Annotated in this window: 13 protein-coding genes and 1 rRNA gene; 13 read left to right on the top strand and 1 reads right to left on the bottom strand. The window is 31.5% G+C overall.

What is annotated here, in order from left to right; genetic code table 11:
- The first annotated feature begins 6 nt into the window (after positions 1-6).
- From CLOTH_RS07655 to CLOTH_RS07635, 5 genes are all read left to right on the top strand, one after another.
- Entirely contained in the window at positions 7-1,212 is a 1,206-nt protein-coding gene (locus CLOTH_RS07655) for a YgeY family selenium metabolism-linked hydrolase (RefSeq protein WP_079412925.1), read from the top strand.
- A gap of 12 nt (positions 1,213-1,224) precedes the next feature.
- A complete protein-coding gene (locus tag CLOTH_RS07650) occupies positions 1,225-2,208 on the top strand; it encodes an ornithine carbamoyltransferase (protein WP_079412763.1) in 984 nt (327 codons plus the stop codon).
- Between the two features lie 119 nt (positions 2,209-2,327).
- A complete protein-coding gene (locus CLOTH_RS07645; protein WP_079412761.1) occupies positions 2,328-3,758 on the top strand; it encodes a sodium:solute symporter family protein in 1,431 nt (476 codons plus the stop codon).
- A gap of 105 nt (positions 3,759-3,863) precedes the next feature.
- Positions 3,864-4,292, top strand: a complete 429-nt coding sequence (locus CLOTH_RS07640) for a hypothetical protein (RefSeq protein ID WP_079412759.1) — start codon at positions 3,864-3,866, stop codon at positions 4,290-4,292.
- Positions 4,293-4,364: 72 nt separating this feature from the next.
- Positions 4,365-6,752 (top strand): Lon protease family protein, encoded by a 2,388-nt coding sequence (locus tag CLOTH_RS07635; protein ID WP_079412757.1) that lies wholly within the window; start codon positions 4,365-4,367, stop codon positions 6,750-6,752.
- Positions 6,753-6,770: 18 nt separating this feature from the next.
- Here the strand turns inward: CLOTH_RS07635 and CLOTH_RS07630 are convergent, their stop codons facing one another.
- Positions 6,771-7,397 (bottom strand): 5-formyltetrahydrofolate cyclo-ligase, encoded by a 627-nt coding sequence (locus CLOTH_RS07630; protein WP_079412755.1) that lies wholly within the window; start codon positions 7,395-7,397, stop codon positions 6,771-6,773.
- Positions 7,398-7,553: 156 nt separating this feature from the next.
- Between CLOTH_RS07630 and ftsE the strand changes: the two genes are divergently transcribed.
- From ftsE to CLOTH_RS07590, 8 genes are all read left to right on the top strand, one after another.
- Positions 7,554-8,252, top strand: coding sequence for a cell division ATP-binding protein FtsE (gene ftsE / locus CLOTH_RS07625; RefSeq protein WP_079412753.1), 699 nt, complete (start codon positions 7,554-7,556; stop codon positions 8,250-8,252).
- Positions 8,224-9,120 carry a permease-like cell division protein FtsX gene (ftsX, locus tag CLOTH_RS07620; RefSeq protein ID WP_331722058.1) on the top strand — a complete coding sequence of 299 codons (897 nt, stop codon included), beginning with the start codon at positions 8,224-8,226 and terminating at the stop codon, positions 9,118-9,120. The genes ftsE and ftsX overlap by 29 nt, the downstream gene beginning before the upstream one ends.
- Positions 9,121-9,131: 11 nt before the next feature.
- Complete coding sequence (locus CLOTH_RS07615; protein WP_079412751.1) at positions 9,132-10,247, top strand: murein hydrolase activator EnvC family protein; 1,116 nt, start codon at positions 9,132-9,134, stop codon at positions 10,245-10,247.
- Positions 10,248-10,336: 89 nt separating this feature from the next.
- Positions 10,337-11,482 (top strand): S41 family peptidase, encoded by a 1,146-nt coding sequence (locus CLOTH_RS07610; RefSeq protein WP_079412749.1) that lies wholly within the window; start codon positions 10,337-10,339, stop codon positions 11,480-11,482.
- A 78-nt stretch (positions 11,483-11,560) separates the two neighbouring features.
- Positions 11,561-12,163 (top strand): GAF domain-containing protein, encoded by a 603-nt coding sequence (locus CLOTH_RS07605; protein WP_079412747.1) that lies wholly within the window; start codon positions 11,561-11,563, stop codon positions 12,161-12,163.
- A 238-nt stretch (positions 12,164-12,401) separates the two neighbouring features.
- A complete protein-coding gene (locus CLOTH_RS07600; protein WP_079412745.1) occupies positions 12,402-13,151 on the top strand; it encodes a tRNA threonylcarbamoyladenosine dehydratase in 750 nt (249 codons plus the stop codon).
- A gap of 24 nt (positions 13,152-13,175) precedes the next feature.
- A complete protein-coding gene (gene larE, locus CLOTH_RS07595; protein ID WP_079412743.1) occupies positions 13,176-13,997 on the top strand; it encodes an ATP-dependent sacrificial sulfur transferase LarE in 822 nt (273 codons plus the stop codon).
- A 205-nt stretch (positions 13,998-14,202) separates the two neighbouring features.
- A 16S ribosomal RNA gene (locus CLOTH_RS07590) occupies positions 14,203-14,270 on the top strand; the annotation flags it as partial.

Raw genomic sequence — 14,270 nt, 5'->3', positions numbered from 1 at the left:
ACAAATATGGATTTTAGTAAAATATTAGAAAAAGCAAATTCGTATAAGGAAGACATCTCAAAGTTCCTTAGAGATATGATAGCAATCCCTAGTGAGAGCTGCAATGAAGAAAAGTTAGTTTATAGAATAAAAGAGGAAATGGAAAAAGTAGGGTTTGACAAAGTTGAAATAGACAATATGGGAAACATACTAGGATATATAGGTCATGGTAAACACATTATAGCTATGGATGCTCATATAGATACAGTAGGAATAGGGGACAGAAGTTTATGGGAGTATGATCCTTATGAAGGATATGAAGATGATGAAATTATAATAGGAAGAGGAGCAAGTGATCAAGAAGGTGGAATGGCATCTATGGTGTATGCAGGAAAGATAATAAAAGATCTCAACCTTGAGGGAGATTATACACTTATAGTAACTGGAACTGTTCAAGAAGAAGATTGTGACGGGCTTTGTTGGCAATACATAATAGAAGAAAATAATATAAGACCTGAATTTGTAGTTCTTACAGAACCTACATCTTGTAATATATACAGAGGTCAAAGAGGTAGAATGGAGATAAAAGTAAGTACAAAAGGACTTAGTTGCCATGGGTCTGCTCCTGAAAGAGGAGATAATGCAATATACAAAATGGCTCCTATAATAAGTGAACTTAAGGAATTAAATGAAAGATTATTAGAACATGAATTTTTAGGCAAGGGAAGTTTAACAGTTTCTGAAATATTCTTTAGCTCACCTTCAAGATGTGCAGTTGCTGATGGATGCTATATATCTATAGATAGAAGATTAACTGCAGGCGAGACATTTGAAAAGGCTCTTGATGAGATAAGAAATTTACCTTCTGTTAAGGCTTGTGGTGCAACTGTTGAAATGTATCATTATGAAAGGCCATCTTTCACGGGACTTATATATCCTACAAAATCCTACTTCCCAACATGGTTAATTGAAGAAGAACATCCTGTGTGCCAGACTGTAGTAGACACATATAAGGAATTATTCAATAGCGAGCCTTTAGTTGACAAATGGACTTTCTCAACAAATGGAGTATCTATAATGGGAAGATATGGTATACCATGTATTGGATTTGGACCAGGTCATGAAGATCAAGCACATGCTCCTAATGAAAGAACATGGAAAGATGAACTTGTAAAAGCAGCTGCAATGTATGCTGCAATACCATCTGTATATATAAATAAGTACTGCAAATAAAGGGGGATAATTATGCAAACAATATTTAGGGGTAAACACTTTATAACTCTTGAGGACTGGACTAAGGAAGAAATCGATACGCTTTTGGATGTATCATTCGATTTAAAAAGAAAATTTGCCATGGGAGTTAACACACCTTATTTGGAAAATAAAACTATGTTTCTTATGTTCTTTGAGCAATCAACTAGAACTAGAAACTCTATGGAAGCAGGAATAGCACAGCTTGGAGGCCATGCAAACTACCTAGATACTAGTACTATGCAAATAGCTCACGGAGAAGTTGCAAAGGATACAGGTATTATACTATCTAGGTTTGGTCATGCAATAGCATGTAGAAACTGCTTCTGGGGAGAAGGAAACAAGTATCTAAGAGAAATGGAAAAATACTCAAGTGTTCCTATAATAAATATGCAATGCGACTTATATCACCCTCTTCAGGCTATAGCAGATCTTATGACTATGCAAGAAAAAGTTAAGGATGTAAGAAGAGCTAAGGTTTCTATAATATGGGCATATGCTAAAAGTCATAAAAAACCTATATCAGTTCCTGTATCTCAAGTTCTTTTATTCCCTAGATATGGAATGGATGTTACACTTGCTTATCCAAAGGGATATGAACTACCAGATTGGGTAATAGAAAAAGCTAGAAAAAATGCAGAAAAACACGGAGGAACATTAACAATTACTCATGACATGGAAGAAGCTTACAAAGATGCTGACTTTGTTATTCCTAAGAACTGGGGAAGCTGGGTAACTAACGATAGTAAAGACGTTATAGATGATTTATTAGAATCTAATAGACACTGGAAGTGTACAGAAGAAATGATAGCACTTGGAAGTAAAGATGTAATGTATATGCATGCACTTCCTGCAGATAGAGGAAATGAAGTTGAAGATTCTGTCATAGATGGACCTCATTCTATAGTTTATGACGAAGCAGAAAATAGACTTCATACATCAAAAGCAGTCATGACTCTTTTGATGGGGGGAAAATAAATTATTATAAATCGCTAGTGAATTCACTGGCGATTTTTTTGTAACAATTATTATCCATGTGAATAGATTAAATATAAAGGTAGAACTTTTTTAAAATATTATAAGAAAGAGGTGTTCTAATGAATCCTATAGCTTTGAGTATTGTTATTATTTACCTTGGAATCATGCTTTATATTGGATGGTACTCGTCAAAGAAAATTGAAAGCAACGAAGATTTTATGGTTGCAGGAAGAAGACTTGGACCTATAATGATGGCAGGTACACTTGCAGCTACTGAAGTTGGCGGAGGAAGTTCACTTGGAGTTGTTGAGAAGGCTTATGGAGAATGGGGAATGAGTTCTATATGGTATGTTCTAGCAATGGGAGTAACATTTGTGATACTTTCATTCGTAGCTCCAAAGCTGAGAAACTCACTTGTTAAAACTGTTCCAGAATACTTCAGAAGAAGATACGGAGAAGCACCTGGATTTATAACAGCAATAATTATGATTCTACCTTTGATAGGTCTTACAGCTATACAGTTTATAGCTTCTGCCGTAGTATTATCTGTTATGACGGGAATAAGCTATAAGACAGCTGTTGTAATAGTTGCTATTATAGTTACTATATATTCAGTTTTAGGAGGATTATGGAGCGTTACGCTAACAGACTTTATACAAATGTTCTTAATAGTAGGTGGAATGATGCTTGTAGTTCCATTTGCATTAAACTCAGCAGGAGGATGGAGTAATGTAGTTAGTACACTCCCAGCAGAAAAGCTTAGCTTGACAGAGGGTATAGGATGGAAAACAATAATATCATTAATAGTTATGTATACAGCTTCTTTTGCAGTAGGTCAAGAAGCAGTTCAAAGGTATTATGCTGCTAAAGATGAAAAGGCTGCAGTCAAAGGATCATTAATAGCAGCAGGAGTATATTTAGTATTTGCATTTATTCCAGCAATACTAGGACTTATCACTTTCTCTATGGTTCAAAATGGAACTATAGATGCTACTAACATAATGACAAATGGAGCAAGATACGCACTTCCAACACTTGCAGTTCATACTATGCCACCTGTATTAGTTGGATTACTATTTGCAGGACTAATATCTGCTACAATGTCAAGTGCGGACTCTGACCTGTTAGGAGCTGGATCTATATTTGCAAATGATATATACAAAATATATATAAATAAGGATGCAGATGATAAGAAAGTTTTAAGAGTAACACAATATGTTATGGTTGTAATAGGTATTTTATCTATGATAGTTGCTTTAACTAATACTAATAGTATAATAAATGTTTTAATGTTCTCCTTTACATTAAGAGCAGGAGGAGCATTCTTCCCATATATACTTGGTCATTATTGGAAAAAGGCTAGTTGGATTGGAACCATATCATCTTTACTAGTAGGAAGTATAGCTGTAGTTTTAGTTGAAAAAAATATAGTATCATTCTTTGGACTTGACCCAATATTCCCTGGATTGTTATTTAGCTTAATAGTATTCGTATTATTTAGCACATTATATCCAAATAAGAGTGATAGTACAGAATTATCGTCAGAATAAACTTAGATCCCTACATTGTGTAGGGATTTATTTTATTATAAAATATGTTCTAACAAAATATATCTTCTCATATAATTTGTTATAGGAAGCAGGAGGTGATATGTTTTGAAAATTAATTGGAACACTAAAGCTGTAATGTATGGGTTAATTGCAATTTTTCTTGTAGTTGGTGCATTTTTAATCATGCCTAAATTCCTAGGACAAAAATCAGATGTTGTTGAATTCACAATGGTTGAAAGAAATGAAATACCACAGAAGATATTAGATATAATGCCAAAATACATAGATGAAGAAAGAGCTTTATCTTGTAAAATTGACGAAGAAATATATGTTATAGTTACAAGAGGGCAAAATAAAGAGCATGGAGTTGAAATAGAAAGAATAGAAATGGTAAATGAAGAAGATAAGGTTGTGATGAAAGTTTATTCAGTGTATAAATCTCCAGAAGATGCACATCCTTATGTTGTAGTTAAAACTACTTTAAAAGAACTTCCAGATAAGATTGAACTAATAAATAGAGTTGAAGAAAAATAACCTCACATGAGGTTATTTTTTTCGTTTTTGGGAAAAATTAAATCAAAAGATTAAAATACAAAGGTGGAAAATATGGAAATGTTAGATAGATATAAAGTGCCTATTGATAAATTAAAATATGACTGTAACTTAGAAGACCTAAACTTTAAAGCAACTGATGATTTAAAGCCTTTAAAGGGAATAATAGGTCAAGGTAGAGCTGTCGAAGCTTTGAACTTTGGACTTAAAGTTAAGAAAATGGGATACAACATATATGTAGCTGGTATAAGTGGAACAGGAAGGACCAGTTATACTAATTCGTTAGTAGAACAAGTTGCAAAATATGAAAGAAACAATCGTGACTGGGTTTATGTATATAATTTTAAGTCGCCTGATGAACCAATAGCTTTATCATTTGATAGTGGAGTTGGTAAGAAATTCAAAAAGGATATTGAAGAAATATCTGAGAAATTACAAAGTGAAATACCTAAAGCTTTCGAATCTAAAGAATATGAAACTAGAAATAGAGAAATAATAGAAACTTTTGAAAAAATGAGTCATGAATTAGTTGCTCAATTAAATGAGTTTGCAAGAGGTAGAGGATTTGTATTTCAGCAAACATCAAGAGGTTTATTTAATATACCTACAAAGGCTGACGGAACTCCTATGAGTGATGAAGATTACAAAGCCTTAACAGATGAGCAAATGAACGAAATAAGGGAAAGATCAAACGAGCTTACTAAAGACATAACTGAATATCTAAACAAAATGAAAATGTTAGAAGAAAAGTTCAAAGATAAAATGAAAGAACTAGATAAAATTACAGGTGAAAGAGTAGTAAGTTTTTATATAGAAAACTTAATTCAAAACTATGGTGATAGCGAAAAAACTTTATCTTATATACATGATCTAAAAGAAGATATAGTTGAAAATATATCTAAGTTTAAAAGAAAAGAAGATGAACTGCAAAAAGGTATGTTATCATTCTTACAAAAGGATGATACTAAATTTTTCTTAAGATATAAAGTAAACTTATTCATAGATAATAGTCAACAAAAAGGGGCTCCTATCATAACAGAAACCAATCCGACATACTATAATCTAACAGGTATGATAGAGTATAAGAATGAAATTGGAGTTTTAACAACTAACTTTTTAGAGCTTAAACCTGGAGCACTTCACAGAGCTAATGGGGGATTTTTGATATTGAATGCTAAAGACGTATTTAGTCACCCATTTGCATGGGAAGGTCTTAAAAGATCCTTAAAGTGTTCAACAGTTACAATAGAATCACTAAATAAGCAATACGGATATATAGTTACATCTACACTAAAGCCAGAACCAATAGATTTAGATGTTAAAGTTATACTTATAGGAGATCCGTATACTTATAGTCTTTTATATGCTTACGATGAAGATTTTAGAAAACTATTTAAAATAATGGCAGATTTTGATATAGAAATAGATAAAAGTAAAGAAAATGTATATAAGCTAGCAATGTTTATAGCAAGTCATTGTGAAAAGGTTGGGCTTAAGCATTTTGATAGATCTGCAGTTGAGAAAATAGTTGAATATAGTTCAAGAATATGTGAGAACAAGAACAAATTAAGTGCAAGATTTAATCAAATAGTGGAAATACTTTATGAAGCAGATGCACTGAGCGATCCAAATGATAGATATGTAACAGCAGACGATATAAAAAGAGCTATAAGTGCTAGAATATATAGAAACAATAAATACGAAGAGAAATTAAATGAAATGTTTAATGATGGAACACTTCTTTTAGACATAGATGGAGAGAAAATAGGTCAGATAAATGGACTTGCTGTTATGGGAACAGGTCAGCATAGCTTTGGAAAACCATCTAGAATAACAGCATCCACATATAAAGGGAAATCTGGAATAATAAACATAGAAAGAGAAATAAAGCATAGCGGAAGCATCCACGATAAAGGGGTATTGATATTGAGTGGATATTTAGGAGAAAAATATGCAAAAGAAAGAGCTCTTTCTTTAACCACGTCTATAACATTTGAACAAAATTATTCTGGAATAGATGGAGATAGTGCATCAAGTACTGAACTTTATGTAATATTATCAAGTATAGCTCAAATACCTATAAAGCAGTATATAGCAGTTACTGGTTCAATAAGCCAAAAAGGTGAGATACAGCCAATAGGTGGAGTAAATGAAAAGATAGAAGGATTCTTTGACATATGTAAATCAAAAGGATTAACTGGAAAGCAAGGGGTAATGATACCAAAGCAAAATGTAAAAAATCTAATGTTAAAAGATGAGGTAATAGAAGCAATAAAAGAAGGGAAATTCCATGTATATGCTATAGGTCATGTAAATGAAGGTATTGAAATACTAACAGGTCTTACAATAGATGAAGTTGATAGAAGAGTTAAAGAAGCATTAGATAAATTCCATGAAGAAGATGATGAAGACAAAAAAGAAGATAAGAAAGGAAGAATTTAAACTCCTCGTACGAGGAGTTTACTTTCTTAAAGTTGATAATTTTGAGCAACGGAAGTCGTAGACTTCGTTGGTGACATGAGCGGAGCGAATTTTTATCACTCTCTTTTCACTTACTATATAATCAAGTTTTATATCATGATCTTCCTTAGGTATACAATCAAATATCTGAAATTCAAATGCAATTCCTACAGTAATGCAGTTTAAATCACTTAAGAACTTATCGTAAAACCCTCCCCCATAACCTAGTCTATAACCATTCTTATCAAAAGCAACTCCTGGAACTATTACAAGATCAATTTCATTTTTATTTACCTTTCTTATAAACTCTCTCTTAGGTTCTCTTATACCAAATGTTGAAATAAATGTTTCGTTTTCTATATCCATTATTTGAGAAGGTATAAGCTCTTTAGTTTTAAGTATTGTTATAGGAATTAATACTCTTTTATTTAAGCTTAAAAGATGCTTGATAATCTTATCAGTTTTCACTTCATTATTAAAATCAAGATAAACCATTACTGTATTGCTATCTTCAAATTCCCTTATACTGCATAAATTGTCAAAAATTAAAGAAGAGTTTTGAGTTATTTCATCGGCATTCTGTTTTTTTCTTAGAGCTAGAACTTTTTTCCTAAATTCTTTTTTCAAACTTATCTCCCCCTTGTATTTACTTATCTATACAGTTATACAGATATAGTATTTTTCCTCTAAATTTGTTATATTTACTTTATGTTAATTGAAGTTTTTGTAGATTTATTGTTATAATAGGGTATGTACAAAACGAATGAGTGGAGTTGGTAATGTATGATAGAGTTTATAAATGCTACTAAGTGTTATAAAAATGATAGGATTGCTCTTTCAAATATAAATTTAAAAATAAACAAGGGAGATTTTGTTTTCCTTATAGGGTCATCAGGAGCAGGTAAGTCTACTTTTATGAAGCTTTTATTGAAAGAAGAAGAATTAACATCTGGAACTATAATAATAGATGGTGTAGATATCACAAAGCTTCCAAAGAGAAAAATACCAAAACTTAGAAGAAGTATGGGTATAGTATTTCAAGATTTCAGACTTTTACAAAACAAGAACGTATATGATAATGTAGCTTTTGCTATGCAGATAACAGGTCATAGTTCAAAAGAAATAAGAAGAAGAGTTCCTTCTGTTTTATCGCTTGTAGGCCTTAGTGATAAAGCAAAGTCATATCCAAGTGAGTTATCTGGTGGAGAGCAGCAAAGAGTTAGTATAGCACGTGCTATAGTAAATAATCCTACTTTGTTGATAGCTGATGAGCCAACTGGAAATCTCGATCCACAAACAGCTTGGGAGATTATGAATCTACTAGGAGATATAAATAAAAGAGGAACAACTATAATAATGGCAACTCATGCTAAAGATGTAGTTGATAAGCTAAAAAGAAGAGTTATAGCCTTAGAAAAAGGAGTTTTGGTAAGAGACGAAGAAAGGGGAAGTTATGAGAATGATGAACAGTATGATTTATAATATAAAGGAGGGTGTAAGAGGGATATTAAAAAATGGAACTATGAGTATAGCTTCCATAGGTTCTGTTGCAGCTTCGCTATTTATATTAGGAATAGTACTAAGCATTGTCTTGAATATAAATAACATTATGTTATTAGCTCAGCAGCAATTTGATAAGGTACAGGTTTTTTTACATGAAGATATAAATGAAAAAGATATATTGGCTATGAGAGAAAGTATAAAAGATATAGATGGAGTAAGTAAAGTAGAGTTTGAATCTAAAGATGATGCACTTAAGAAATTAAAGGAAAGATGGGGAGAAGATGCTTATCTTTTAGAGGGAATAGACAATCCACTTCAAAATTCATTTATAATAAGCATTGAAAGTCTAGAGGACGCAGACTATGTTGTGTCTAGTCTTAGAAATTACACTGAAATAGAAGATATAAAGTATTACAAGGATATAATAGACAAGCTTATTAATATATCAAATACAATAAGAACTGTAGGGCTTATTCTTATAACTTTATTATCTATGCTTTCTTTATTTATAATATCTAATACAGTAAAACTTGCATTACATGCTAGAAAAAAAGAAATAAATATAATGAAATATATAGGGGCTACAGATTGGTTTATAAGATGGCCGTTTATAATAGAAGGTATAGTACTTGGAGGGTTAGGGTCAGCTTTAGCCTTTGGTATTATATACTTTTCTTATGATGGTATATACGAAAAACTGGGAGATCCTACGTATTCTGCGTTTGCAGAGTATGTACTTCCTATATCTCAAATATCAAGCACTTTAGCTACGATATTTGTAGTTATGGGAATAAGTATAGGAGTTTTAGGAAGTATTTTTTCACTTAGAAAATATCTTAGAGTTTAGGGGGCTATGATATGAAGAAGATTGCACTTATACTGAGTTTATTGCTTTATATATCTAGCTTGAGTGTATTTGGACAGAGTGTATCTGATTACCAAAAAAAGCTTAATAATGTAAACCAAAGCATAAATAATATAAATAAAGCAATAAATGAAAATAAGAAAGAACAAAAAAGTGTTGAGGAGCAGATAAGAGCATTAGAAGTAGAAATAAATGAAAGAGAAAGAGAAATAGCTAAGATAAATTCAGAGCTTAAAGAAACAGAAAGGCAGATTAGATCTACTCAAAAGGAAATAAACGAGATAGAAAAAAATATTGAAGAAAATAATGAAATGCTAGGTAGAAGATTAAAGGTTATGTATAAAGTATCTGATGTTGGATATCTAGATGTACTTTTTTCATCTAAAGATATAACAGAGCTTCTATCTAATTTAGATATGATAAAGAAAATAGTAAATCATGATAAAGAATTGCTAGAAGAGCTTAGAAAAAGTAAGGAAGTAGTAGAAGCTAAAAAGCTTAGGCTTGAAAATGATCAAAAGAAAATAGTAAATCTTAAAAATTCTATCGAAATAGAAAAAAATAGACTTTTAGTATCAAGAGGAGAGCAAAATAGGCTTAAAAAACAATTAGAGTCAGAGCAATCAAAGCTTTTAGCTCAAGAAGACGAATTACTGAGGTATGCAAAGAGCTTAGAAAAAGAAATACAAAAGATGCAATCAAAAGGAGATTATGCAGGAGGGGTTCTTTTATGGCCTGCACCTGGATATACAAGAATAACATCACCGTTTGGAAATAGAATTCACCCAATATTTAATGTTCCTAGAATGCATACTGGTATAGATATAGCAGCACCTATGGGAGCTACAATAGTTGCTGCAAACAGTGGAACGGTACTTCAAGCAGATTGGTTAGGTGGATATGGAAAGACTGTTTTAATCGATCATGGTGGAGGAATAGTAACTCTTTATGCACACAACTCTACTTTACTAGTATCACAAGGTCAGAAAGTAGAAAGAGGACAAGCAATAGCAAGAGCAGGATCAACAGGAAACTCAACAGGTCCACATCTTCATTTTGAAGTTAGAAAAAATGGTGCATATGTAGATCCAATGTCGTGGCTGAGATAAGGTCTAGGATTTCCCTGGACCTTTTATCATAAAAGAATGTTTTTAACATATAATAAAGATATAAACTACATAAAAGGGGATGCGTATTATTGATTTCTAAAAAGAAGTTTTTATATGGTTTTATAGGAGTTGTATTAACAGCTTCGTTAGCTTTAAACCTAGCTTTATTTACAGGGAATGTAGCAGTAGTTACAAAGGCTAATTATGAGGAGTATAAGCAGTTTTCAAAACTAATATCATTAAAGAAGGCCATAGAAGAAAATTATTATACACAGGTTAATGAAGAAGAGTTAATGAATTCAGCTATTAAGGGATTGTTTGAGGGATTAAATGATCCATACTCTCAATACTTAACACAAAAAGAGTTTCAGGACTTAATGGAATATACTAAGGGAACTTACAGTGGAGTAGGAATAATAGTAACTCCGGGTGAAGATGGATTAATAACAATAGTTTCTCCTATAGAGGATACTCCTGGATATAGGGCAGGACTTAAAGCGGGGGATAAAATAATAAAGGTTGATGAAAATGAAGTTACAGCAAGAGAAATGGACAAAGCTATAAGTATGATGAAAGGTCCTGCTGGAACTAATGTGAAATTAACTATATTAAGAGAAGGTAAAGAAATTTCAGTAGATATAAAAAGAGAAGAAATAAGACTTAAGACTGTAAAATCAGAAGTATTAGAAGATAATATAGGTTATATAAGAATAACTACATTCGATGAAAAAACTGCAGACGATTTTAAAAGTAATCTAAAAGAGCTAAGATCTAAGGGTATAAAAGGTCTTATAATAGATTTAAGAGGAAATCCTGGAGGGCTTTTAGATCAATGTAAGCAAATAGCAGATGAAATACTAGGCAAGGGAACTATAGTTTACACAAAAAATAACAAAGGTAAGAAGGATTACCTAAAGTCAGATGGAAATCAGATAGATATACCTTTAGCAGTTTTAGTTGATAAAGGTTCTGCTTCAGCATCAGAAATTCTTGCAGGAGCTGTGAGAGATAATGAAGCGGGAGTATTAATCGGAACTACTACTTTCGGTAAAGGCCTTGTTCAAAGAGTAAAACCTCTTAATGATGGATCAGGATTTAAACTTACGATAGCACAGTATTTCACTCCAAATGGAGAGTATATACATGGTAAAGGAATAAAACCTCACATACTTGTTGAGAAAGAAGAGGATCAGCTAAAAACGGCTATAGACTATCTAAAAGGGAAGATGAAGTAATTCATCTTTCTTTTTTCTTGATTTTGAAAAAGTATAAAAGTAAAATTATTATATAAACAGTTTTAGGAGATGATACTTATGAAAATAGGAGTTAATGACTATATACAGAATATGTGCGACAATATATCTAAAGTGTTAGATGTTGAAGTTACTTTAGTAGATAAGAATCTAAAAAGAATAGCAGGCACTGGAAGTTATTTTTCTAAAATAGGTGAAAGTATAGATGAAAACTCTATATATTCTGAAGTTCTTAGAACTGGTGAGAGCTATATAATGCATGAGAAGTACTCTAACGAGAAATGCAAAAAATGCAATAAAAAAGATTATTGCGAAGAAGTTGCTGATATTTGTTCTCCTATAAAGACTGAAGATGAAGTTATAGGGGTAATAGGGCTTGTAGCTTTCAGTGAGGAACAAAAGGAAAATATGCTTTCTAAGAAAGATGAACTTATGAGTTTTATCGAAAATATAGGAAAGCTTTTATCTATACAGATGCAAGAATACTCAGAAGTTAAGACTTTTGAAAATCTAGAAAAAGAAGAAATAGTAAAGGCTATAAAAAAATATGGATCTACTACAGAAGGAATGAAAAAAATAGCAGATGCACTTAATATAGGAATAGCTACTTTATATAGAAAAGTAAAGAAATACAAAATAAAGGATGATATAGGAACAAATTAAATAAAACAGTTTATTTTATATACAACTAAATGTTATAATCATATTGATAAACTAGAACCATATGGTTCTAGTTTTTTCATAATGAATAGGAAATTATAAACTTTTTGAATTGTGGATAATTTATAATTTCCGTTATGAATTTCAAAAAAGTCTACCTTTAAAATCTTTCAAAGAAAGACTTTTTTATCTAATGTAAATACTAATAATTAAATTTAATTTAAATATAAGAGGTGTCAGTATGTTACATGAATTTTCAAGAACAGAGATGTTAATAGGAACAGAAGGACTCAATAAATTAAAGAAAAGTACTATAGCTGTGTTTGGAATAGGTGGAGTAGGTACATTTGTTGTTGAAGGTCTGGTTAGAAGTGGAGTTGAAAAATTCGTGCTTGTAGATGACGATGACGTATGTCTTACTAATATAAATAGACAAATACATGCTACTAGAAAAACAGTAGGAAAACCTAAAGTTGAAGTTATGAGAGATAGGATATTAGAAATAAATCCTAAAGCACAAGTTATAACTTACAAGGAACTTTACAACAGTGAAAGTGCGCCAAGACTTCTTTCAAAGGATTATTCTTATGTAGTAGATGCTATAGATATGGTTTCTTCAAAGTTAGATTTGATACAAAGATGTAAAGAGATGAATATTCCTATTATAAGTTCTATGGGTGCAGGAAATAAATTAAATCCAACGATGTTAGAAGTTGCTGATATACACAAAACTTCTGTATGTCCTCTTGCAAGAGTTATGAGATACGAGTTAAGAAAAAGAGGGATAAAGAATTTGAAAGTTGTATATTCAAAAGAAGCTCCTATAACCCCTAAAAATATAGGTGGAGATTGCAAGACTGAATGTATATGTCCAAGTAAGGATAGAACTTGTGTAGATAGAAGACAGATACCAGGAAGTGTTTCATTTGTTCCATCTGTTGCAGGTCTTATTATTGCATCAGAAATAGTTAAGGATATTATAAATAGTTAACAAAGAGCTGGGGGATGGGTATTTATGAATTTAGAGACTAAATATGAGAACTTGAAAGATATAATAAGAAGCTTAGAAAGTGTTGCAGTTGCTTTCTCTGGAGGTGTTGATAGTACTTTTTTATCTAAAGTATGTAGGGATGTATTAGGAGATAATGCAATAGCAGTAACTGCTACTTCTTCTACTTATCCAGAAAGAGAGTTTAAGCAATCTATAGAATTAGCAAAACAAATAGGTATAAAGCAAATAGTTATAGAATCAGAAGAAACTGAAATAGAAGGATTTAGTAAAAATCCTCCAAATAGATGCTATTATTGTAAGTATGAATTATTTAGCAAGGTAAGAGAAGTTGCTAATGACAATAATATAAAAAATGTTTTAGATGGATCAAATTTTGATGATCTTAAAGATTATAGGCCTGGAAGTAAGGCAGCTAGAGAGCTGAATGTTGTAAGTCCACTTAAAGAAGCTAAGCTTACCAAAGAAGATATAAGGATATTATCTAAAGAATTAAATCTCCCAACTTGGGATAAACCTGCATTTGCTTGTTTATCATCTAGATTTCCATATGGAGAAGAAATAACTCCACAAAAACTAACTATGCTAGATAAAGGAGAAAATTACTTAAGAGATTTAGGATTTAAACAGTTTAGAATAAGACACCATGGCCAAATTGCTAGAATTGAAGTAGCTCCTGATGAAAGAGTAAAATTATTTGATATAAGCCTTTTAAACGATATAAGTAAGAAGTTAAAGGAATTAGGGTTTGCTTATGTAACCATGGATTTAGAAGGATATAGAACTGGAAGTATGAATGAAGTTTTGAGTGAAGAGGAAAAAATCTAATGCTGCCCAATTTGGGTAGCATTTTATCTTAATATCGACAAAATAAAATATTTTTAAAGAAAATTGTAAAATAGTGTTGACTCATGTAGAAAAAGCTGATATAGTATTACTTGTCGTTAAGACAAACCAAAATGAACTTTGAAAACTAAACAGCAGACGAATAGTAATTCAATTAACCATAAAGTCAGCTCATATGAGCCAAATTATTTTTGAGAGTTTGATCCTGGCTCAGGATGAACGCTGGCGGCGTGCCTAACACATGCAAGTCGAGCG

Source organism: Alkalithermobacter paradoxus, from assembly GCA_002029295.1.
In the GTDB taxonomy this organism is placed as follows: domain Bacteria; phylum Bacillota; class Clostridia; order Peptostreptococcales; family Peptostreptococcaceae; genus Alkalithermobacter; species Alkalithermobacter paradoxus.
Note: the sequence above shows the minus strand (reverse complement) of the source record. Positions and strands in the feature narration are given on the sequence as shown.

Coding starts and splice junctions, on each gene's coding strand:
- CLOTH_RS07650 (WP_079412763.1), top strand. CDS start 1,225: ATGCAAACAATATTTAGGGGTAAACACTTTATAACTCTTGAGGACTGG.
- CLOTH_RS07605 (WP_079412747.1), top strand. CDS start 11,561: ATGAAAATAGGAGTTAATGACTATATACAGAATATGTGCGACAATATA.
- CLOTH_RS07635 (WP_079412757.1), top strand. CDS start 4,365: ATGGAAATGTTAGATAGATATAAAGTGCCTATTGATAAATTAAAATAT.
- ftsX (WP_331722058.1), top strand. CDS start 8,224: ATGAGAATGATGAACAGTATGATTTATAATATAAAGGAGGGTGTAAGA.
- larE (WP_079412743.1), top strand. CDS start 13,176: ATGAATTTAGAGACTAAATATGAGAACTTGAAAGATATAATAAGAAGC.
- CLOTH_RS07600 (WP_079412745.1), top strand. CDS start 12,402: ATGTTACATGAATTTTCAAGAACAGAGATGTTAATAGGAACAGAAGGA.
- CLOTH_RS07655 (WP_079412925.1), top strand. CDS start 7: ATGGATTTTAGTAAAATATTAGAAAAAGCAAATTCGTATAAGGAAGAC.
- ftsE (WP_079412753.1), top strand. CDS start 7,554: ATGATAGAGTTTATAAATGCTACTAAGTGTTATAAAAATGATAGGATT.
- CLOTH_RS07645 (WP_079412761.1), top strand. CDS start 2,328: ATGAATCCTATAGCTTTGAGTATTGTTATTATTTACCTTGGAATCATG.
- CLOTH_RS07615 (WP_079412751.1), top strand. CDS start 9,132: ATGAAGAAGATTGCACTTATACTGAGTTTATTGCTTTATATATCTAGC.